1 protein-coding gene (running past one end of the window) is annotated in these 25152 nt (G+C 76.9%); it reads left to right on the forward strand.

From position 1 onward, the window contains the following. On the forward strand, positions 1–25152 hold the 5' portion of the coding sequence (locus ACZ3YL_RS33765) for a type I polyketide synthase (RefSeq protein WP_465661163.1). 2772 nt of this gene lie beyond the right edge of the window; only the first 25152 of its 27924 coding nucleotides appear in the window; it begins with the start codon at positions 1–3; its stop codon lies off the right edge, out of view.

The raw sequence follows: 25152 nt of genomic DNA on the forward strand, positions 1-25152 counted from the left end.
ATGGACAAGGAACAGAAGCTCCGGGACTACCTCAAGCGGGCCAGCGCGGACCTCCAGCGCTCCCGGCAGCGGGTGGACGAGCTGGAGGCGGCCGCCCGGGAGCCGATCGCCATCGTGGGCATGAGCTGCCGCTTCCCCGGCGGGGTGGCGAGCCCGGAGGACCTCTGGGCCATGCTGGTGGCCGGCGAGGACGGCATCACGGGCCTGCCGGCCGACCGCGGCTGGGAGCTCGACCCGGCGGACGGGCCGGTCGACGTCCGGGGCGGATTCCTGCGGGGCGCCGCCGACTTCGACCCCGGCTTCTTCGGCATATCGCCCCGCGAAGCACTCTCGATGGACCCGCAGCAGCGCGTCCTGCTGGAGGCCTCCTGGGAGGCCTTCGAGCGGGCCGGCATCGACCCCAGTGGCATCCGCGGCACCCGCACCGGTGTCTTCGTCGGCGCGATGCCGCAGGACTACCGCACCGGCCCGGACGACGACGTCCAGGGCTTCGTGCTGACCGGCAACGCCACGAGCGTCATCTCCGGCCGGCTCTCGTACGTGTTCGGCGCCGTCGGCCCGGCCGTCACCGTGGACACCGCCTGCTCCTCCTCGCTGGTCGCCCTGCACCTGGCCGCCCAGTCCTTGCGGGCGGGCGAGTGCGGCCTGGCGCTCGCCGCCGGCGTCACCGTGATGTCGACCCCCACCACGTTCGTCGAGTTCGCCCGGCAGGGCGGGCTGGCCTCGGACGGCCGCTGCCGCTCCTTCGCCGATGCCGCGGACGGCACCGGGTGGGCCGAGGGCGTCGGTGTGCTCGTGCTGGAGCGGCTGTCGGTGGCGCGGCGCAACGGCCGCCGGGTGCTGGCCGTGGTGCGCGGCACCGCCGTCAACCAGGACGGCGCCTCCAACGGGCTCACCGCCCCCAACGGGCCGTCCCAGCAGCGGGTGATCGAGCAGGCGCTGCGTAACGCCCGGCTCTCGACCGACCAGGTCGACGCGGTCGAGGCCCACGGCACCGGCACCGTGCTCGGCGACCCGGTGGAGGCCCAGGCGCTGCTCGCCACCTACGGACGGAACCGTGAAACCCCGCTGTTGCTCGGCTCGGTCAAGTCGAACCTCAGCCACACCCAGGCCGCGGCCGGCATGGCCGGGGTGATCAAGACGGTGCTGGCGCTGCGGCACGAACTGCTGCCGCGCACCCTGCACGTGGACGAGCCGTCCTCGCACGTCGACTGGGAATCCGGTGCCGTCCGGCTGCTCACCGAGGCGACGCCGTGGCCGCAGCGCGCCGAGCCGCGCCGGGCAGGCGTCTCCTCCTTCGGCCTCAGTGGCACCAACGCGCACGCCATCATCGAGGAGGCCCCGGCGTCCGAGGAGATCCCCGAGGCCGAGCCGGTCGAGCCGGGCGCGCTGCCCTGGCTGGTCTCCGGCCGCACCCCTGAGGCGCTGCGCGCCCAGGCGCGGCAACTCGTCGCCTTCCTGGAGACGGACGCCGAGGGCACCGACGCCGACCTCACCCACGCGCTCGCCACCACCCGCGCGGCCCTGGAGCACCGCGCCGTGGTCACCGCCGGCGGCCGCGCCGAGGCCGCCGCCGCGCTCGCCGCGCTCGCGGACGGGCAGGGCGACGGCCGGGCGGTGCTGGGCACCACCCAGGGCCGGGGCAAGCTCGCCTTCCTGTTCGCCGGGCAGGGCTCGCAGCGCCTCGGCATGGGCCGCCGACTGGCCGCCCGCTTCCCGGTGTTCGCTGCCGCGCTGGACGAGGTGCTCGGCGAGCTCGACGGGCGGCCGGACGCGCCGCTGCGCGGCGTGCTGTGGGGCGCCGACGAGGAATCGCTGAACCGCACCGGCCACGCCCAGCCCGCGCTGTTCGCCGTCGAGGTCGCGCTGTACCGGCTGCTGGAGTCCTGGGGCGTGCGGCCGGACTTCGTGGCCGGCCACTCGGTCGGCGAGATCGCCGCCGCGCACGTGGCCGGGGTGTTCTCACTCGCCGACGCGTGCGCGCTGGTCTCCGCCCGGGCCCGGCTGATGCAGGCCCTGCCGACCGGTGGCGCCATGGTCGCGCTGGAGGCGAGCGAGGCCGAGGTCGTCCCGCTGCTCGGCCAGGGCGTCTCGCTGGCCGCCGTCAACGGGCCGACGGCCGTGGTCGTCGCGGGCGAGAGCGCGGCGGCCGAGGCCGTCACCGCGCACTTCGCCGAACTCGGCCGCAAGGTGCGGCGGTTGCGCGTCTCGCACGCCTTCCACTCGCCCCTCATGGACCCGATGCTCGACGAGTTCCGCGCCGTCGTCGCCGGACTGAACCCGCAGGCGCCCGCGATCCCGGTCGTCTCGACGCTCACGGGCACGCTCGCCACCGTCGAGCAGCTCACCTCCGCCGACTACTGGGCCGACCAGGCCCGGCAGGCCGTCCGCTTCGCCGACGCCGTCGCCTGGCTCGGCGGCCACGGCACCGGGCTGTTCCTCGAACTCGGCCCGGACGGCGCCCTCGCCGCACTCGCCCAGGCCGGCCTCGACGACCCGGCCGGCGACGGTCGCAGCGCCCTCGCCGCGCTGCGCCCCGGCCGCGACGAGGCCGAGGTGCTCACCGAGGCCCTGGCCGGCCTGCACGTGCGGGGCGTCCCGGTGCGCTGGGACGCCTACTTCGCGGGCACCGGTGCCCGCCCCGTCGACCTGCCCACCTACGCGTTCCAGCACCGGCGCTACTGGCCGAAGAGCGCGCTCGCCCGCACCGGCGACGTCCGCGCCGCCGGGCTCGGCTCGGCCAACCACCCGCTGCTCGCCGCCGCCGTCTCGCTCGCCAACACCGACGGCCTGCTGCTGACCGGCCGGCTCTCGCTGCGCACCCACCCCTGGCTGGCCGACCACACCGTCGACGGCACCGTGCTGCTGCCCGGTACGGCCTTCCTGGAGCTCGCCGTGCACGCCGGCGGCGAGGTCGGCTGCGACCGCGTCGAGGAACTGACGCTCACCGCGCCGCTGGCGCTGCCCGAGCAGGGCGGCGTCCAGGTACAGGTGTGGGCCGGGCGGGCCGACACGAGCGGGCGGCGCACCGTGGGCGTCTACGCCCGCCCCGAGGGCGACGAGGACGCCCCGTGGACGCAGCACGCCGACGGTGTCCTCACGGCAGATGAGAACCCGGCCACCGTCAAGGAGTTCACGGTGTGGCCGCCGGCCGGTGCCGAACCGCTGGACCTGGACGGCCTGGACGGGCGGCTGGCCGCCGCGGGCTTCCGCTACGGCCCGGCCTTCCGCGGCCTGCGCGCGGCCTGGCGGCGCGGCGAGGACGTGTTCGCCGAGGTCGCGCTCGACGAGGGCGTGAGCGGCGAGGCGGGCGCGTTCGGGATCCACCCGGCGCTGCTGGACGCCGCACTGCACGCCACCGCGTTCCTGGGGCTCGGTGGGGTGCCGTTCTCCTGGCAGGACGTCAGCCTGCACGCCACCGGGGCGTCCGTCGTGCGAGTGCGGCTGTCCGCCTCCGGTGACGACGCGGTGGCGGTCGAGGTCGCCGACGCGGCGGGCGGCCCGGTCGCCTCGGTCGGCTCGCTGCTGCTGCGGGCGCTCCCGGGCCTCCCCGCCACCGCCGTCGGGCCGCTGCGGGACGCGATGTTCGAGCTGCGCTGGTCCCGGCCGCGCGGCGGCGCGTCGGCGCCCGCCGCGGTGACCGTCCGGGGCGAGGACCCGCTCGGACTCGGCGCGCTGCCGACGGGCGACGGCCCGGCCCAGGTGGTGTTGGTGCCGCTCGCGGGCGACCCGGCCGACCCGGTCGGCTCGGCCCACACCCTGACGGCCCGGGCCCTGGCCCGGCTCCAGGAGTGGCTCGCCGACGACCCGCACGACGGCCGGCTGGTCTTCGTGACCCGAGGCGCCGTCGCCACCGGCGCGGACGACGAGGTCACCGACCCGGCGGCGGCCGCCGTCTGGGGCCTGGTGCGCTCCGCGCAGGCCGAGCATCCGGGCCGCTTCGGGCTCGTCGACCTGGACCCGGCCGGCGGCCCGCTGCCCGGGCGGGCGCTCAGCGGTGACGAGCCGCAACTGGCCGTGCGCGCCGGCGACGTCCTCGCGGCCCGGCTGGCCCGAGCGGGCGCGGTGGCCGCCACCGGCCGCGCGTGGGACCGGGACGGGACCGTCCTGATCACCGGCGGCACCGGTGGGCTCGGCGCCGTTCTCGCCCGGCACCTGGTCGCCGAGCACGGCGTCCGGCGGCTGCTGCTCGCGAGCCGCCGGGGCGCCGAGGCCGAGGGCGCCGCCGACCTGGCGGCGCAGCTCACCGCGCTGGGCGCCGTCGTCGCCGTCGAGGCGTGCGACCTCACCGATCGTGCCGCCGTCGAGCGGCTGATCGCCGGCATCCCGGCCGAGCACCCCCTGACCGCCGTGGTGCACGCCGCCGGTGTGCTCGACGACGGCGTCATCGAATCGCTCACCCCCGAACGGCTCGCCGCCGTGCTGCGGCCCAAGGCCGACGCCCTGTGGCACCTGCACCAGGCCACCCGCGCGCTCGACCTCGGCGCGTTCGTCGTCTTCTCGTCCTTCTCCGGTACGGCCGGTGCGGGCGGCCAGGGCAACTACGCCGCCGCCAACGCCTTCGCGGACGCGCTCGTCCGCACCCGCCGCGCCGCCGGGCTGCCCGGACAGTCGCTCGGCTGGGGCCCGTGGGCACCGGTCGGTGGCATGACCGGCGGACTCACCGACACCGACCTCGACCGGCTGGCCCGGCTCGGCACGCCGGCCCTCTCCGAAGCCGACGGCACCGCGCTGTTCGACGCCGCCCTCGCACACCCCGAGGCCGTCCTCCTCCCCGTCCGGCTGGACCTCCCGGCGCTGCGCGCCCAGGGCGAGGTGCCGCCGCTGCTGCGCGGTCTGATCCGCACCCCCGCCCGGCGCGCCGCCGTGACGGCCTCCGAGGCGGCCGGCGCCCTCGCCCGCCGGCTGGCCGGGCTGGACGAGCGCGGCCGCACGGAGGCCGTCGTCGAGCTGGTCCGCGCCCAGGTGGCCGCCGTGCTGCGGCACGCCGACCCGTCCGAGGTCGACGCCCACCGCCCGTTCCAGGACCTCGGCTTCGACTCGCTCACCGCCGTGGAGCTGCGCAACCGGCTGAGCGCCGCCACCGGTCTGCGCACCTCGGCCACCGTCGTGTTCGACTACCCGACCGTCACCGCCCTGGCCGGGCACGTCCTGGAGGAGCTCACGGGCGCCCAGGCGCCCACCGCCGCGGCCCCCGTGCGGGCCGCGGCCGACGACGACCCGATCGTCATCGTCGGCATGAGCTGCCGCTACCCCGGCGGCGTCGCCTCGCCCGAGGACCTGTGGCGCCTGCTGCGCGAGGGCACCGACGCCATCTCCGGCCTGCCCACCGACCGCGGCTGGGACATCGACGCGCTCTACCACCCGGACCCGGACCACCTCGGCACCAGCTACACCCGCTTCGGTGGCTTCCTGCACCGGGCCGCCGACTTCGACCCGGGCTTCTTCGGCATGAGCCCGCGCGAGGCGCTGGCCACCGACGCCCAGCAGCGCCTGCTGCTGGAGGCCTGCTGGGAGGCGGTCGAGCGGGCCGGGATCGACCCGGTGTCACTGCGCGGCAGCCGTACCGGCGTGTTCGCCGGCGTGATGTACAACGACTACTCCGCGCTGCTCGCCGGGGGCCGCTTCGAGGGCCACCAGGGCAGCGGGACCTCGCCCAGCATCGCCTCCGGCCGCGTCTCCTACACCCTCGGCCTGGAGGGCCCGGCCGTCACCGTCGACACCGCGTGCTCGTCGTCGCTCGTCGCCATGCACTGGGCCATGCAGGCCCTGCGCGCCGGCGAGTGCACGCTCGCGCTGGCCGGCGGTGTCACCGTGATGTCCACCCCGACCTCGCTGGTCGAGTTCTCCCGGCAGCGCGGCCTCGCCCCGGACGGGCGCTGCAAGGCGTTCTCCGACCGGGCCGACGGGGTCGGCTGGGCCGAGGGCGTCGGCGTGATCGCCCTGGAGCGCCTGTCCGACGCGCGTCGCCACGGGCACCCGGTGCTGGCCGTCGTCCGCGGCTCCGCCGTCAACCAGGACGGCGCCTCCAACGGGCTCACCGCGCCCAACGGGCCGTCTCAGCAGCGCGTCATCCGCCAGGCCCTGGCGACCGCCGGGCTCGCGACGGCCGACGTCGACGTGGTCGAGGCGCACGGCACCGGTACCTCCCTGGGCGACCCGATCGAAGCCCAGGCACTGCTGGCCACCTACGGCCAGGACCGCGAACTCCCGCTGCTGCTCGGCTCGGTGAAGTCGAACCTCGGCCACACCCAGGCCGCCGCGGGCGTCGCGGGCGTGATCAAGATGGTGCTGGCGATGCGTCACGGCGTCGTGCCCCGCACCCTGCACGCCGCCGAGCCGTCCTCCCACGTGGACTGGGACGAGGGCGCGGTGGAACTGCTGACCGAGGAAGCGGACTGGCCGGACACCGGCCGGCCGCGCCGGGCCGGTGTGTCGTCGTTCGGCTTCAGCGGCACCAACGCCCACGTCATCCTCGAACAGGCCCCCCCAGCGGTGGTGCACGCCCGGACTCCGGCGGTTGCGGAGCCCGTCCTGCTCTGGCCGCTGGCCGGCCGTAGCCAGGCCGCCCTGCGCGACCAGGCCGCTCGCCTGCGCGCCTTCGCCGGCGCGAGCCCCGAGTCGAGCCTCGCGGACGTCGGCCTCTCGCTCGCCACCACCCGCTCCGCCTTCGACCACCGCACCGTGGCCGTCGGCGGCGACCGTGACGAACTGCTCGCGGCCCTGACCGCCCTCGCCGCGGGCGAGCCCGCCGCAGGGCTGGTCACGGGCGAGACCGGCGCCGGCAAACTCGCCCTGCTGTTCGCCGGCCAGGGCGCCCAGCGCCTCGGCGCCGGACGCGAACTCGCCCAGCGCTTCCCGGTGTTCGCCGAGGCGCTGGAGGCGGTGCTGCGCGAGTTCGGCCCCCGTCTGGACCGCCCGCTGCGCGACGTGCTGTGGGGCGAGGACGAGGAACTGCTGAACCGCACCGGCTGGGCGCAGCCCGCGATCTTCGCCGTCGAGGTCGCGCTGTTCCGCCTGGTCACCTCGCTCGGCGTGCGCCCCGACGTGCTGCTCGGCCACTCCGTCGGCGAGATCGCCGCCGCGCACTGCGCCGGGGTGCTCTCGCTCGCCGACGCGTGCGCACTCGTCGCCGCGCGGGCCCGGCTGATGGACGCGCTTCCCGAGGGCGGCGCCATGGTCTCCGTCGAGGCCACCGAGGACGAGGTGCTGCCGCGCCTGGCGCCCGGCGTCTGCGTCGCGGCGGTCAACGGGCCCCGGGCCGTGGTCGTTTCCGGTCTGGAGGACGAAGTGCTGCGCATCGCCGGGGAGTTCGCGGCCGACGGCCGCCGGACCAAGCGGCTGCGCGTCTCGCACGCCTTCCACTCGCCGCTGATGGACCCGATGCTGGAGGAGTTCCGGCGCACCGTCGCGGAGCTGGAGTTCCGCGCGCCGACCGTCCCGATCGTCTCCGACACCACCGGCGAGCTCGCCACCGAGGCCGAGCTGTGCTCCCCGGACCACTGGGTCGAGCACGTCCGCCGGGCCGTGCGCTTCGCCGACGGCGTCCGGGCCGCCCGCGCGGCCGGCGCCGCCACCTTCCTCGAACTCGGCCCCGACAGCGTGCTGTCCGCGCTGACCGAGGACATCCTGACCCAGGACGACCCGGCGGACGCCGCCGCGGTGACGGCCGTCCCGCTGCTGCGCGCCGCACGCCCCGAGGAGCGCACCACCGCCCTGGCCCTGGCCGCGCTGCACGTGCGCGGCCACGCCCTCGACTGGGCCGCGCTGCACACGGGCACCGGTGCCCGCCGCACCGACCTGCCCACCTACGCGTTCCAGCACGAGCGCTACTGGCCCGAGGCCGAGGCCGGCATCGCCGCCCCGGCCGCCGACCCCGGCGACTCCGCCCTGTGGGGCGCCGTCGAGCGCGGCAGCGCCGCCGAACTCGCCGGCCTGCTCGGCCTGCGCGACGAACAGCACGCCGGCCTCTACGCCCTCCTGCCCGCCCTCGCCGACTGGCGTCGCACCCGGCACGAGAAGGCGCAGCTCGACGCGGCCCGCTACCGCGTCCACTGGCGGCCCGTCCGCCCGGCGGCCGCGCCCGTGCTGGACCGCACCTGGCTGGTCGTCACCACCGACGCCGTCGACGACACCGAGCTCCTCGACGCCCTGCGCGGCCACGGCGCCCGCCTGGAGCGGCTGGCGCTCGACGAGGCCTGCCGCGACCGCGCCGAACTCGCGCGCCGGATCGCGGACTTCGGCGAGCTGAGCGGCATCCTGTCGCTCGTCGCGCTGGCCGACCGGCCCGTCCCCGGGCCAGGCCTGCCGGAGGGCGTCGCGCTCGGCGCCGTCCTCGCCCAGGCCCTCGGCGACCTGCGCTCCGCCGCGCCGCTGTGGACCCTCACCCGCGGCGCCGTCTCCACCGGGCCCGCCGACCCGCTCACCAACCCCGTCCAGGCCGCCGCGTGGGGTCTCGGCCGGGTCGCCGCCCTGGAGCGCCCGCAGGCGCCGGGCGGGCTGGTCGACCTGCCACCGGTGCTGGACGCGCCGACCGTGCAGGGCCTGGTCGGCCTCCTCGCGGCCGGTGGCCGCGGCGGCGAGGACCAGGTCGCGCTGCGCGGCACCGCCGCGTACGGCCGCCGCCTGGTGCGGTACGCCGTCGACGAGCTGCCCCGCGCCGAGGAGTTCACCGCCGACGGCACCGTCCTCGTCACCGGCGGCACCGGCGCGCTCGGCGCCGAGGTGGCCCGCTGGCTGGCCCGCAGCGGCGCCCGGCACCTCGTGCTCACCGGGCGCCGCGGCCCGGACGCCCCCGGCGCCGGCGGACTCGTCGCCGAACTCGCCGAGCTCGGCGCCACCGCGGCCGTCGTGGCCTGCGACGTCGCCGACCGCGACGCGCTCACCGCCGTCCTCGCCGCGATCCCGGCCGCGCACCCGCTGACCGGCGTCGTGCACGCCGCCGGTGTCGGCCAGGCCGCCCCGCTCGCGGACACCCCGGTCGCCGAGGTCGCCGCGCTCACCGCCGCCAAGCTCCACGGCGCCGCCCACCTCGACGCCCTCCTCACCGACCACGACCTGGACTTCTTCGTCCTCTTCTCCTCCGTCGCCGGCGTCTGGGGCGGCGCGGGCCAGAGCGCCTACGCCGCCGCCAACGCCTACCTCGACGCCCTCGCCGAGAACCGCCGCGCCCGCGGGCTGACCGCCACCTCGATCGCCTGGGGCCCGTGGGCCGGCGCCGGCATGGCCGCCCACGAGGCCGTCTCCGACGGCCTGCGGCGCCAGGGCCTGCGCTTCCTCACCCCGGAGACCGCCCTCACCGAGCTGCGCCGCGCGATCGTCCACGAGGACGTCACGGTGACCGTCGCGGACGTCGACTGGGAGCGCTACGTCCCCGTCTTCACCGCCGCCCGGCCGAGCGTCCTGTTCGACGAGCTCCCCGAGGTCCGCGCCCTCGCCCGCGGCGCCGCGGCCGACGCGGGCGCCGCCTCCGACCTCGTCCGCCGCCTGCGCGGCCTGTCCGAGGCCGAGCGCGACCGCCTGCTCGTCGACCTGGTGCGCCGCGAGGCCGCCGCCGTCCTCGGCCACGGCTCCGTCGACGGCGTGCCCGAGAAGCGCGCCTTCCGGGACGCCGGCTTCGACTCGCTGACCGCCGTCGAGCTGCGCAAGCGGCTCGCCGCGCTGACCGGCCTGCCGCTGCCCAGCACGATGGCCTTCGACCACCCGACGCCGGTCGCGCTCGCCGCCTTCCTGCGCGGCGAACTGCTCGACGGACCGCAGGACGTGACGGCGCCGCCGGCCGCCGCCGCCGACCCGGACGAGCCGATCGCCATCGTCGGCATGGGCTGCCGCTTCCCCGGCGGCGCGGGCAGCCCCGACCGGCTGTGGCAGCTCGTCACCGAGGGCACCGACGCCGTCTCCGAGTTCCCGGACAACCGCGGCTGGGACACCGGCCTCTACGACCCGGACCCGGACACCCCCGGCCGCACCTACTCCACCCAGGGCGGGTTCCTGCACGAGGCCGGCGAGTTCGACGCCGCGTTCTTCGGCATCTCCCCGCGCGAGGCCCTCGCCATGGACCCGCAGCAGCGCCTGCTGCTGGAGACCACCTGGGAGGCCCTCGAATCCGCGGGCATCGACCCGACCTCCGTGCACGGCAGTGCGACCGGCACGTTCATCGGCTCCACGTACCAGGAGTACGGGCTCGGCATGGACGACAGCTCCGCCGGGCACGCCGTCACCGGCACCAGCCCGAGTGTGCTCTCCGGCCGCCTCGCCTACCTGTTCGGCCTGGAGGGTCCGGCCGTCACCGTCGACACCGCGTGCTCCTCGTCGCTCGTCGCGCTGCACCTGGCCTGCCAGTCGCTGCGCGGCGGCGAGAGCTCCCTCGCGCTCGCCGGCGGCGCCACCGTCATGACCAACCCGAACGCCTTCATCGCCTTCAGCCGCCAGCGCGCCCTGGCCGCCGACGGCCGCTGCAAGGCCTTCTCCGAGGCCGCCGACGGCATGACCCTCGCCGAGGGCGTCGGCGTCGTCGTCCTGGAGCGGCTCTCCGACGCCGAGCGCAACGGCCACCAGGTGCTCGCCGTCATCCGCGGCTCCGCGATCAACCAGGACGGTGCCTCCAACGGGCTCACCGCGCCCAACGGGCCGTCCCAGCAGCGCGTCATCCGCCAGGCCCTGCACAACGCGGGCCTCACCCCCGACGACGTCGACGCCATCGAGGCGCACGGCACCGGCACCGCCCTCGGCGACCCGATCGAGGCCCAGGCGCTCCAGGCCGCGTACGGGCGCGACCGCGACCCGCAGCGCCCGCTGCTGCTCGGCTCGGTCAAGTCCAACATCGGCCACACCCAGTCGGCGGCCGGTGTCGCCGGCGTGATCAAGATGGTCCAGGCGCTGCGCCACGGCGTGCTCCCGGCCACCCTGCACGCCGGCGAGCCGTCCTCGCACATCGACTGGACCCCGGGCACCGTCGCCCTGCTCAACGAGGCCACGCCCTGGCCGGCCGGCGAGCGGACCCGCCGCTGCGCGGTCTCCTCCTTCGGCATCAGCGGCACCAACGCGCACGTCGTGCTGGAGGAGGCGCCCGCCCTTGCCGAGGCCCCGGTCGCCGATCCGTCCGACGGCGTCGTGCCCTGGGTGCTGTCCGCCCGTACCCCCGCCGCCCTGCGCGCCCAGGCCTCGCGTCTGGCCGACCACCTCGACGTCGAGCCGGACCTGCGCCCGCACGACGTCGCGCACACCCTGCTGACCACCCGCGCCCTCTTCGAGCACCGCGCCGTCGTGCTCGGCGCCGACACCGCCGAACTGCGCGAGGGCCTCGCCGCGCTCGCCGCCGGCGCGTCCGCGCCCAACGCGGTCCACGGCCTCGCCGAGGACGGCGGCCGCACCGTCTTCGTCTTCCCCGGCCAGGGCTCCCAGTGGGCCGGCATGGGCGCCCGACTGCTCGACGAGTCGCCGGTGTTCGCCGCGCGGATCGCCGAGTGCGCGGCGGCCCTGTCCGCGCACGTCGACTGGTCGCTGCCCGACGTGCTGCGCCAGGCCGAGGGCGCGCCCGCGCTGGACCGCGTCGACGTCGTCCAGCCCGCGACCTTCGCCGTCATGGTGGCCCTCGCCGAGCTGTGGCGCGCCCACGGGATCCAGCCGGATGCCGTGGTGGGCCACTCGCAGGGCGAGATCGCCGCGGCCGTCGTCGCCGGGGCGCTCTCCCTGGAGGACGGCGCCCGCGTGGCCGCGCTGCGCAGCCGGCTCATCGGCCGCGTCCTCGCGGGCTCCGGCGGGATGGTCTCCGTGCCGCTGTCCGCCGAGGAGGCCGAGGAGCGGCTGCGCTCGCGCGGCGGCGGGCTCGCCGTCGCCGCCGTGAACGGGCCGCGGACCGTCGTCGTCGCCGGTCCGGCCGGCGAACTCGACGAGCTGATGGCCGAGTTCGAGGCCGAGGGCCTGCGCGCCCGGCGGATCAGTGTCGACTACGGCTCGCACTCCGCCCAGGTCGAACTCCTCAGGGACGACCTGCTGACCGCCCTCGCCCCCGTGCGCCCGCGCACCGCCGAGGTGCCGTTCTTCTCCACCGTCACCGGCGACTGGCTCGACACCACCGCCATGGACGCCGGCTACTGGTACCGCAACCTGCGCAACCCGGTGCGCTTCGACCCGGCCGTGCGGGAGCTGACGGCCCAGGGCCACGGCCTGTTCGTCGAGGTCAGCCCGCACACGGTGCTCACCATGGCGATCGAGGCCACCGCCGAGGACCTCGGCGGGCGCGCCACCGCCGTCGGCACCCTGCGCCGCGACAAGGGCGGCACCGACCGCTTCCTCGCCTCGCTCGCCGAGGCCTTCGTCCGCGGCGGACGGGCCGACTGGTCCGCCCGTACGGCCGGCGGGCGCCGCGTGCCGCTGCCCACCTACGCCTTCCAGCACGAGCACCTCTGGGCCGTCGCGCCGCGCCCCGGCGGGGAGCCGGAGGACGGCGAGTTCTGGAGCGCGGTCGAGGAGGCCGACGTCGAGGCGCTGGCCGCCCGGCTGCGCATCGACAGCGGCGCGCTCGCGCCGGTGCTGCCCGCGCTCTCCGACTGGCACCGCCGCCGGCGGGAGCGCTCGACGCTCGACTCCTGGCGCTACCGGGCGACGTGGAAGCCGGTGCCCGTCACCTCCGCCCGCCTGGACGGCACCTGGCTGCTCGTCACCGCCGTGGACGGGGAGGGGGAGGACGTCGCCGAGGCGCTGACCGCGCACGGCGCCACGGTCGAGCGGCTCGTCCTGGACGACACCTGCACCGACCGGCAGCGGCTCGCCGGGCTGCTCGACCCGGGTGAACCGAGCGGCATCGTCTCGCTGCTCGCCACCGCCGAGCACCCGAGCCAGCGCCACCCCGCCCTGCCCGAAGGCGTCGCGCTCACCCTCGCGCTGATCCAGGCCCTCGGCGACACCGGCCAGGACGCGCCGCTGTGGTGCCTCACCCGCGGCGCCGTCGCCGCCGGGCGCACCGACCGGATCGCCAACCCGGTCCAGGCGCAGGTCCACGGCCTCGGCTGGACGGCCGCCCTGGAGCACCCGCAGCGCTTCGGCGGCGTCGTCGACCTGCCCGAGGAGCTCGACCGGCGCGGCGGCGAGCGGCTGGCCGCCGTGCTGGCCGCCCGCGACGAGGACCAGGTGGCGATCCGCCCCTCCGGCGCCTACGCCCGCCGCATCGTCCGCGCCGAGACCGCCACCCGCCGGGAGGCCCGGCCACTGCGCGGCACCGTCCTCATCACCGGCGGCACCGGCACCCTCGCCCCGCACCTGGCGCGCCGCCTCGCCGCCGAGGGCGCCGAGCGGATCGTGCTCACCAGCCGCCGCGGCGCCACCGCGCCCGGCGCCGCCGAACTGCTCGCCGAACTCGCCGCCGCGGGCTGCGCGGCCGAGATGGCGGCCTGCGACCTCACCGACCGCGACGCCGTCGCGCGGATGCTCGCCGACCTCGCCGCCGCCGGCCACGAGGTGCGCACCGTCGTGCACACCGCCGCCGTCATCGAGCTGCTGTCGGTCGAGGAGACCACCCACGAGGCCTTCGCCAAGGTCCTGCACGCCAAGACCGCCGGCGCCCGCCACCTCGACGAACTCCTGCCCGACGACCAGCTCGACGCGTTCGTGCTGTACTCCTCCACCGCCGGCATGTGGGGCAGCGGCCGGCACGCCGCCTACGTCGCCGGCAACGCCTACCTCAACGCGCTCGCCGAGCACCGCCGCGTCCGCGGCGGCCGGGCCACCGCCATCTCCTGGGGCATCTGGGCCGACGACCTGAAACTCGGCCGCGTCGACCCCGGCCAGATCCGGCGCAGCGGCCTGGTCTTCATGGACCCGTCGCTCGCCCTGGACGGCCTGCGCCAGGCCCTGGACGCCGACGAGCAGGTGCTCGCGATCGCCGACGTCGACTGGGAGCGCTACCACCCCGTCTTCACCTCCGGCCGCCCGAGCGCCCTGTTCGAGGACGTCCCCGAGGTGCGCCGACTCGCCGAGGCAGCCGAACGCCCGGCCGGGGACGGCGAGTTCGCCGCCCGACTGCGCGCCCTGCCGGCCGCCGAGCAGGAACGCCGGCTACTGGACCTGGTCCGCGCCGAGGCGGCCACCACGCTCGGCCACGCCTCGCCCGACGTGCTGTCCGAGCAGCGGGCCTTCCGCGACGTCGGCTTCGACTCGCTGACCGCCGTCGACCTGCGCAACCGGCTGGCCGCCGCGACCGGGCTCACGCTGCCCAGCACCCTGGTGTTCGACCACCCGAACCCGCCGGCCCTGGTGCGCTTCCTGCGCGAGAAGATCGCCGGCGCCGCGGTCGCCGGCTCCGCCCCGGCGGCGGCGGGTGTCGCGCTCGACGAGCCGATCGCCATCATCGGCATGAGCTGCCGCTACCCCGGCGGCATCGCCTCACCCGAGGACCTCTGGCGGCTCGTCACCTCGGGCGGCGACGCCATCACCGAGTTCCCGGCGGACCGCGGCTGGGACACCGAGGGGCTCTACGACCCGGACCCGGACGCGCCCGGCCGCACCTACTCGGTGCGCGGCGGGTTCCTGCAGGACGTCGCCGACTTCGACGCCGCGTTCTTCGGCATCTCCCCGCGCGAGGCCCTCGCCATGGACCCGCAGCAGCGGCTCCTGCTGGAGACCGCCTGGGAGGCCATGGAACGCGCCGGCCTCGACCCGTCCACCCTGCGCGGCAGCCTGACCGGCACCTTCATCGGCGCCAGCTACCAGGACTACAGCCCCGGCGACTCCGCCCAGGACGGCGCCGAGGGCCACCTCGTCACCGGCACCATCCCGAGCGTGCTGTCCGGGCGCCTCTCCTACACCTTCGGTTTCGAGGGCCCGGCCGTCACCCTCGACACCGCCTGCTCGTCCTCGCTCGTCGCGCTGCACCTGGCCTGCCAGTCGCTGCGCAACGGGGAGAGCTCCCTCGCCCTGGCCGGCGGCGTCAGCGTGATGGCCACGCCCAACGCGTTCGTCGGCTTCAGCCGCCAGCGCGCGATGGCCGTGGACGGCCGCTGCAAGGCCTACGCCGAGGCCGCCGACGGCATGAGCCTCGCCGAGGGCGTCGGGCTCGTCCTGGTCGAGCGGCTCTCCGACGCCGAGCGGCTCGGCCACCCGGTGCTGGCCGTCCTGCGCGGCTCCGCCGTCAACCAGGACGGCGCCTCCAACGGGCTCACCGCCCCCAACGGGCCCGCGCAGCAGCGCGTGATCCGCGCCGCGCTCGCCAACGCCCGGCTCGCCCCGGGCGAGGTCGACGCCGTCGAGGGCCACGGCACCGGCACCAGGCTCGGCGACCCGATCGAGGCCCAGGCGCTCCTCGCCACCTACGGCCAGGACCGCGAACTTCCGCTGCTGCTCGGCTCGGTGAAGTCCAACATCGGCCACACCCAGATGGCCTCCGGCGTGGCCGGCGTCATCAAGACCGTGCTCGCGCTGCGCAGCGGCGTGCTCCCGGCCAGCCTGCACATCGACCGGCCGTCCACGCACGTCGACTGGACGGAGGGCGCCATCGAGCTGCTCGCCGAGGCGCGCGACTGGCCCGAGACCGGGCGGCCTCGCCGGGCCGCCGTCTCGTCCTTCGGACTCAGCGGCACCAACGCGCACGTGATCCTCGAACAGGTGCCGGTCCCGCCCGCCGCTCCTGCCCCGACGGACGGCGACACCGTGCCCTTCACGCTGTCCGCCCGTACCGACGAGGCCCTGCGCGCCCAGGCCTCGCGGCTGCTCACCGCGCTCGACGAGCAGCCCGAACTGCCGCTCACCGACCTGGCGTTCTCCCTCGCCACCACCCGGACCGCGCTCGACCGCCGCGCCGCCGTCACCACCGGCGACCGCGCCGAGCTGGAGCGCGCCCTCGCCGCGCTGCGGGACGGGCTGCCGGACGCCGCCCTGGTCACCAGCCGACCGGCCGGGGGCGGCCTGGCGTTCCTCTTCACCGGCCAGGGCAGCCAGTACCCGGCCATGGGCCGCGAGTTGTACGACCGGTACCCGGTGTACGCGGAGGCGCTGGACGCCGTGCTCGCCCGCTTCGACCTCGGCTACGAACGGCCCGTCCGGGACGTCCTGTTCGCGCCGGAGGGTTCGGCGGAGGCCGTGCTGCTGGACGACACGGGGTATGCGCAGCCGGCGTTGTTCGCGCTGGAGGTGGCGTTGTTCCGGCTGGTGGAGTCCTGGGGTCTGCGGCCGGACTTCGTAGTGGGTCATTCGATCGGTGAGATCGCGGCGGCTCATGTGGCGGGGGTGTTCTCGTTGGAGGACGCCTGCACGCTGGTCGCGGCCCGGGCCCGGCTGATGTCCGAACTGCCGGGCGGGGGAGCGATGGTGTCCGTCGAGGCGGCGGAGGCGGAGGTGCTGCCGCTGCTGACGGACGGCGTCTCGATCGCGGCCGTCAACGGGCCCGCCTCGCTCGTCCTCGCGGGCGACGAGGACGAAGTCCTGCGTATAGCACGGGAGTTCGGAGTCAACGGGCGACGCACCAAGCGGCTGCGCGTCTCGCACGCCTTCCACTCGCCGCACATGGAGCCGATGCTCGACGCCTACACCCGCGTCGCCGCCACGCTCACCTACGACACCCCGGCGATCCCGCTGATCTCCACCGTCACCGGCGCGCCCGCCACCGCCGACGAGCTCGCCGCGCCCGACTACTGGGCCCGGCAGGTGCGCGGCACCGTCCGCTTCGCCGACGCCGTCCACGCCCTCGCGGGCCACGGCGCCGCCACCTTCCTCGAACTCGGCCCGGACGGCGTCCTCACCGCCGCCGCCCGCGACACCCTCGGCGACGGCGACCGCCTCGTCGGCGTGCCCGCGCTGCGCCGTGGTCGACCCGGCGTCCCGACCCTGACGGCCGCGCTCGCCCGGCTGGCCGTCGGCGGCCTGCGCCCGGACTGGGCTGCCGTCTTCGCCGGCACCGGTGCCCGCCGCGCCGACCTGCCCACCTACCCGTTCCAGCGTGAGCGCTACTGGCCCGAGGCGCGCTCCGTCGCGCCGGTCGGCTCCGACCCGGTGGACGCCGCGTTCTGGGCCGCCGTCGAGCGCGGCGACCTCGCCGCACTCGACACCGGGCTGGACCTCGACCGGGACGCCGTGGCCGCGCTGTCCACGTGGCGCCGCGCCCGCCGCGAGCGCTCCACCGTCGACGCCTGGCGCTACCGCGCCGCCTGGACGCCGCTCGACGCGGCGGGCACGGCGGGCACGGCGGCCCGGCCGTCCGGCCGCTGGCTGGTGCTCGCGTCCGACGACGCGGCGTGGGCGGACGGACTGGTCGACGGGGTGACCCTCCGGGCCGCGGCCGACCGGGCCGCGCTCGCCGCGCAGCTGCGGGACGCAGGGGAGTTCACCGGAGTCCTGTCCCTCCTCGCCCTCGGCGACGACCCGCTCGCGGCCACCGTCACCGCCGTCCAGGCCCTCGGCGACGCCGGGCTGGAAGCACCGCTGTGGTGCCTCACCCGCGGCGCCGTCGCCACCGGCCGCTCCGACCGGCCCGCCGACCCCCGGCAGGCCGCCGTCTGGGGCCTCGGCCGCTCCGCCGCCATCGAACTGCCCACCCGCTGGGGCGGGTTGATCGACCTGCCGGAGCAGCTCGACGACGCCGCGCTGCGCCGCCTGGCCGCCGCGCTCGCCCGCACCGACGGCGAGGACCAGCTCGCCGTCCGCGCCTCCGGCATCTTCGCCCGGCGCCTCGTGCGCCACCCGCTGGGTCACCTGCCGGCTCACTCGCCGGGCGAGCGCCCGGCCGCCCGGCCGTACACGCCCGCCGGTACCGTCCTGATCACCGGCGGCACCGGCGGCCTCGGCGGGCAGCTCGCCCGTAGCCTCGCCGCCCAGGGCGCCGCGCACCTGCTGCTGGTCAGCCGCCGCGGCGCGGACGCCCCCGGCGCCGAGCAGCTGCGCGCGGACCTCACCGCCCTCGGCGCCGACGTCACCCTGGCCGCCTGCGACGCCGCCGACCGGGACGCCCTCGCGGCCGTCCTCGCCGCCGTCCCCGCCGACCGGCCGCTCACCGCCGTGTTCCACACCGCCGGGGTCGTCGCCGACGGCACCCTCGACACGCTGACGGCCGACCGGTTCGCCGAGGTGTTCCGCCCCAAGGTCGACGCCGCGCGCCACCTCGACGAGCTGACCCGCGACACCGACCTCGCCGCCTTCGTCCTGTTCACCTCCACCGCCGGCACCATCGGTGCGGCCGGACAGGCCAACTACGCCGCCGCCAACGCCCATCTCGACGCCCTCGCCGAGCAGCGGCGCGCCGACGGCCGCCCGGCCACCGCGATCGCGTGGGGCCCGTGGGCCGGCGACGGCATGGCCGGGGCCGGAGTGGAGCAGCGGGTGCGCCGGGGCGGCTACAGCCCGATGGCGCCCGAGCGCGCCCTGACCGCCCTCGGGCACGCCCTCGACCACGACGACACCGCGCTCACCGTCGCCGACATCGACTGGCAGCGCTTCGCCGCCGTGTTCACCGCGCAGCGGCCCGTCCCGCTGATCGCCCCGCTGGCCGGGCCGGCCGGCCGGCCGTCGGCGACCGCCCCGGACCCCGGGCTGCGACAGCGCCTCGCCGAGCTCTCCGAGCGGGCCCGGGAACGGTTCGTCCTCGACTTCGTGCGCACCCGCGTCGCGGCCGTCCTCGGCCACGCGGGCGGCGAGCGCGTCGGCGCCGACCAGCCCTTCACCGACCTCGGCATGGACTCCCTCACCACCGTCGAACTGCGCAACGCCCTCACCGCCGCCACCGGCCTGACCCTGCCCGCCACCCTGGTCTACGACCACCCGACCCCGGCCGACCTGGCCGCCCACCTACTCGCCGAACTCCTCGGCACGCTGTCCGAGCCCGACCGGGCCCCGGCCCTGCGGGACGTTTCGGACGACCCGGTCGTGATCGTCGGCATGGCCTGCCGCTTCCCCGGCGGCATCGAGACGCCCGAGGACCTCTGGCGCCTGCTCGGCGACGGCGCCGACGCCGTCCGCCCGTTCCCCACCGACCGCGGCTGGGACCTCGACGCCCTCGGCCGGGGCGGCTCCGCCACCCTCCACGGCGGCTTCCTCGACGGCGTCGGCCGCTTCGACGCCCGCTTCTTCGGCATCTCGCCCCGCGAAGCCCTCGCCATGGACCCCCAGCAGCGCCTCCTGCTGGAGACCTCCTGGGAGGCCCTGGAGCGCTCCGGCATCGCCCCCGACCGCCTGCGCGGCAGCGACACCGGCGTCTTCGTCGGCACCAACGGCCAGGACTACCTGACCGTGCTGCGCCGCGGCACCGCCGACGTCCGAGGCCACGCCGCCACCGGCAACACCGCGAGCGTCCTGTCCGGCCGCCTCTCCTACACCCTCGGCCTGGAGGGCCCGGCCGTCACCGTCGACACCGCGTGCTCCTCCGCCCTCGTCTCGCTCCACCTGGCCGCCCGGGCGCTGCGCGCCGGGGAGTGCTCGCTGGCCCTGGCCGGCGGCGCCTCGGTGATGTCCAGCCCGGACGCCTTCGTCGAGTTCACCGCGCAGGGCGGCCTCGCCGCCGACGGCCGCTGCAAGCCCTTCGCCGACGCCGCCGACGGCACCGCGTGGTCCGAGGGCGCGGGCGTGCTCGTGCTGGAGCGGCTCTCCGACGCCCGGCGGCTCGGGCACCCGGTGCTGGCGGTCGTGCGCGGCAGCGCCGTCAACCAGGACGGCGCCTCGAACGGGCTGACGGCCCCCAACGGGCGCGCCCAGCAGCGGGTGATCCGCGCGGCCCTCGCCGACGCGGGCCTGGCCGCCGCCGACGTCGACGCCGTCGAGGCCCACGGCACCGGCACCGCCCTCGGCGACCCGATCGAGGCGCACGCCCTGCTGGCCGCCTACGGGCGGGACCGCGAACTCCCGCTCCTCCTCGGCTCGGTGAAGTCCAACCTCGGCCACACCCAGGCCGCCGCGGGCGCCGCGGGCGTGATCAAGACGGTCCTCGCGATGCAGCACGGGGAGCTGCCGAAGTCGCTGCACGTCGACGCGCCCTCCCGGCACGTCGACTGGACGGCCGGCGCGGTGGAGCTGCTGACCGAGCCCCGCGACTGGCCGGAGACCGGCCGCCCGCGCCGGGCCGGCGTCTCCGCCTTCGGCGTCAGCGGGACCAACGCGCACGTCCTGCTGGAGCAGGCGCCGGAGGCCTCGGACGACACCGAGGTGGTGGCGAGCGCCGCGCCGTGGGTGGTCTCCGCCAAGTCCGAGGCCGCGCTGGACGCTTCGCTCGGGCGCCTCGCCTCCGTGGCGGGTGCGTCCGCGCTGGACGTCGCGCACTCGCTGGCCGTCGGGCGGGCCTCGCTCGGGCACCGGGCGGTGCTGCTGGACGGCGCCGAGATCGCGCGCGGCGTGGCCGCCGAGCGCTCGACGGCGTTCCTGTTCTCCGGGCAGGGCTCGCAACGGCTCGGCATGGGACGGGAGTTGTACGCCCGCTTCCCGGTGTTCGCCGAGGCCTTCGACGGCGTCTGCGCACGGCTGGACCAGCTGTTGGACCGGCCGCTGCGAGACGTGGTGTGGGGAGCGGACGCTGAGTTGTCGGAGAGGACGGAGTACGCCCAGGCCGGGCTCTTCGCCGTCGGGGTAGCGCTGTTCCGGCTCGTCGAATCGCTCGGTGTGCGGCCGGAGTTCGTGGCCGGACACTCGATCGGTGAGGTGACTGCGGCGCACGTCGCCGGGGTGTTCTCGCTGGAGGACGCGTGCACGCTGGTGGCCGCCCGTGGCCGGCTGATGCAGGCCCTGCCGTCCGGTGGCGCGATGCTCGCGGTGGAGGCCGAGGAGAGTGAAGTCCTGCCACAGCTGGGCGAGTCCGTGTCGATCGCGGCGGTGAACGGGCCGACGTCGGTGGTGGTTTCGGGCACTGCCGACGCCGTTGCGGCGATCGGGGCGCACTTCGCCGACCGGCGGACCACGCGCCTGCGGGTCTCGCACGCCTTCCACTCGCCGCTGATGGAGCCGATGCTGGACGACTTCCGGGCCGTCCTCAACGGGCTCGCGTACGGGGCGCCTTCGATCCCGCTGGTCTCCAACCTGACCGGTGAACTGGGCTCGGACCTCTGCACCCCCGACTACTGGGTGCGCCACGTCCGCGAGACCGTCCGCTTCGCCGACGGCATCCGCGCACTGGAGGAGGCGGGTGCCACCGCCTTCCTGGAGCTCGGCCCGGACGGCGTCCTCGCCGCCCTCGCCGAGCGGCGTCTCGGCGCGGAGAGCGTGACCGCCGCCACCCTCCGCCGCGACCGGCCGGAGGAGCACACCCTGGTCACCGCGTTGGCCCGGCTGCACGTCGCGGGCGTGGCGGTCGACTGGACCGCGCTGCTCGCCGGCACCGGCGCCCGCCGGGTCGACCTGCCCACCTACCCGTTCCAGCGTGAGCTGTACTGGCCCGAGCGCGCACCCGAGGCCGTCGCGGCCGGCGACCCGGCGGACGCCGCGTTCTGGTCCGCCGTCGAGCGCGCCGACACCGCCGCCCTCGGCACGACCCTCGGACTCGACGACGACACCTCGCTCAGCGCGCTGCTCCCCGCCCTCTCGGCGTGGCGCCGCCGCCGGAGCGAGCGGACGGACGCCGACCGGCTGCGCTACCGGGCCGTCTGGAAGCCGTACCCGGCCCCGGCCGGGCCGGACGCCCTGCCGGGCAGGTGGCTGGCCATCGTCCCGGAGGGCCTGGACGACGCCTGGACGTCCGCCGTGCTCGCGGCGCTGGGCGCGGAGGCGCTCCGGGTCGCGACCGACGGGGACCTGGTCGAGCGGCTCGCTGCGCTCGGCGGACCGGTCACGGGCGTGGTGTCCCTGCTCGCCGCCTCGGACGGCGTGCCCACCGGGCCCGCCCGGCCGGACGCCCTGCTCGCCGCCCTCGGTGAGGCCGGCGTCGAGGCCCCGCTGTGGTGCCTCACCCGCGGCGCCGTCGCCGTCGGCGACACCGAGGCCCCGCAGGACGCCGCACAGGCGGCCGTCTGGGGCATCGGCCGGGTGGCCGCCCTCGAACACCCGCGGCACTGGGGCGGGTTGATCGACCTGCCCGAGGCCCCCGACGCGCGCACGTCGGCCCGTCTGCGCGCCCTGCTGACGGCCGGAGACGGTGAGGACCAGCTGGTGCTGCGTCCCGCCGGAGCCTTCGCCCGCCGCCTCGTGCGCGCCACCACGGCCGACACCGCACGCCCGTGGACCCCGCGCGGAACGGTCCTGGTGGTCGGCGACGCGGAGGGCCACGCGGCCCCCACCGCCCGCTGGCTGGCCCACGCGGGCGCCCGGCAGGTGGTGCTGCTCACCGGCGTCGACGGCCAGGCCGTCGACCGCCTGCGCGCCGAGCTCGCCGAGCACGGCGCCGAGCTGACGCTCGTCACCGGCACGCCCGGCGACCCGGAGGCCGTCGCCTCCGTCCTCGGGCTCCCCGAGCTCTCCGCCGTCCTCTACACGGGCCGGGCCGGCGAGCCTGCCGACCACCTCGCCGGGCTGCTCGCCGACCTCGGGGCGCTGGACGAGGCGCTCGCGGACCGGGAGCTCGACGCCTATGTGCTGTTCGGGTCGATCGCCGGCACCTGGGGCGTGAAGGGGCGGGCCGACGAGGCCGCCGCGAGTGCCCTCCTCGATGCCGTCGCCCAGGGCCGCCGTGCCGCCGGGCGAGCCGGCACCGCCGTCTCGTGGGGCGCCTGGGCGGGCAGCACGCCCGATTCCCTGGCCGCGCACCTGCGGGCCAACGGGCTGCCGCCCCTCGCCCCCGACCGCGCCCTCACGGCCCTCGCCACCGCCCTGGACGGCCCCGCCGTCACCGTCGCCGACGTGGCGTGGGAGCGCTTCGCGCCCGCCTTCGCGCAGGACCGGGCGACGCGCCTGTTCGCCGACCTGCCCGAGGCCCGCGCCACCGCGGAGCCGGCGGAGGCGGGCGGCGGCTCCGGCCGCGCCGACACGCTCCGAGCGGACCTGCGTGAGCGGTCGGCGGCCGAGCGCACCGAGGCGCTGCTGACGATCGTGCGGGCCGAGTCGGCCGCCGTGCTCGGCCACGCCGACGCCGACGACGTGCCGTCCGGGCACCCGTTCAAGGACCTCGGCTTCGACTCGCTGACCGCCGTCGACCTGCGCAACCGGCTCACCACCGCGACCGGTCTGCGCCTGCCGGCCACCCTGGTGTTCGACTATCCGACCCCGGCGGCCCTCGCCGCCCACCTGCGGGGCGAACTCTTCGACGAGGAACGGGAGACGGAGCACTCGGCCGCCGTGGCCGACACGGACGACCCGATCGTGATCGTCGGCATGGGCTGCCGCTACCCCGGCGGCGTCCGCTCGCCCGAGGACCTCTGGCGGTTGCTGCGGGAGGGAACCGACGCCATCGGCCCGTTCCCGGTCGACCGCGGCTGGGACCTCGACCGGCTCGCCCACGGCGACCGCGACGGGCGCGGGCGCAGCGTCACCCAGCAGGGCGGGTTCCTGTACGACGCGGGCGAGTTCGACGCGGCCTTCTTCGGGGTCTCCCCGCGCGAGGCGATGGTTGTCGACCCGCAGCAGCGGCTGGTCCTGGAGACCGCCTGGGAGGCGCTGGAGCGTGCCGGGATCGACCCGGCCGGCCTGCGCGGCGGCGACACCGGCGTGTTCATCGGCGGCGGCAGCGGCGACTACCGGCCGTCCATCGGCCAGCTCGGCCACGTCGAGACCGCACAGTCCGCGAGCCTGCTCTCCGGCCGGCTCTCCTACACCCTCGGGCTGGAGGGCCCCTCGGTCAGCGTGGACACCGCGTGCTCCTCGTCCCTGGTGGCCCTGCACCTGGCCGCCCAGGCGCTGCGCTCCGGCGAGTGCTCGCTGGCCCTGGCGGGCGGCGTGACGGTGATGTCGAGCCCGGTCGGGTTCGTCGAGTTCGGCGAGATGGGGGCGCTGTCCCCGGACGGGCGCTGCCGGACGTTCTCCGACGCCGCCGGCGGCACCGCGTGGTCCGAGGGCGTCGGCGTCCTGGTGGTCGAGCGGCTGTCGGACGCCGAGCGCCGCGGCCACCGGGCGCTCGCCGTCCTGCGCGGCTCCGCGATCAACCAGGACGGCGCCTCCAACGGCATCACCGCGCCCAACGGCCCGTCCCAGCAGCGCGTCATCCGGCGCGCCCTGGCCAACGCGGGCCTGGCAGCCACGGAGGTCGACGCCGTCGAGGCGCACGGCACGGGCACGACGCTCGGCGACCCGATCGAGGCCCAGGCGCTCCTCGCGACCTACGGCCAGGACCGCGAACGGCCCGTCCTCATCGGCGCGCTGAAGTCCAACCTGGGCCACACCCAGGCCGCCTCCGGCGTGGCCGGCGTGATCAAGATGGTCCTCGCCATGCGGCACGGCCTGCTGCCGCGCACCCTCCACGTCGACGCGCCCTCCCGGCACGTCGACTGGACGGCCGGCGCCGCCGAGCTCCTCACCGAGGAGACCGCCTGGCCGGCCACCGGCCACCCCCGCCGGGCGGGCGTCTCCGCCTTCGGCGCGAGCGGCACCAACGCCCATGTGATCGTCGAGGCGCCGCCCGCGGCCGAGCCCGCCGAGGCGCGTCCGGACGACCGGCCGCTGCCCGTCCCGCTCTCCGCCGCGACACCCGGAGCGCTGCGCGAGCAGGCCGAGCTGCTGCTCGGCCGCCTGGCCGCGGACCCGGAGCTGACGGTCCGCGACCTCGGCCACTCGCTGGCCACCACCCGCACACTGCTCGACCACCGCGCCGCCGTCCTCGCCGCCGACCGCGACGAGCTGGCACAGGGCCTGCGCGCCCTCGCCGACGGGCAGGCCGCGCCCAACCTGGTCCAGGGCGCGGCCCTGGGCGGGAAGACCGCCTTCCTCTTCCCCGGCCAGGGCTCGCAGCGCCCCGGCGCCGGGCGGGAGCTGTACGCCGCCCACCCGGTGTTCGCCGACGCGCTGGACGCCGCCCTCGCGGGCTTCGAGGGACGACTGGCCGGGCCACTGCGCCCGGTGCTGTTCGCGCCGGAGGGTTCGGCGGAGGCCGTGCTGCTGGACGACACGGGGTATGCGCAGCCGGCGTTGTTCGCGCTGGAGGTGGCACTGTTCCGGCTGGTGGAGTCGTGGGGTCTGCGGCCGGACTTCGTGGTGGGTCATTCGATCGGTGAGATCGCGGCGGCTCATGTGGCGGGGGTGTTCTCGTTGGAGGACGCCTGCACGCTGGTCGCGGCCCGGGCCCGGCTGATGTCCGAACTGCCGGGCGGGGGAGCGATGGTGTCC

It is taken from the genome of Kitasatospora sp. NPDC023176 (assembly GCF_055560495.1).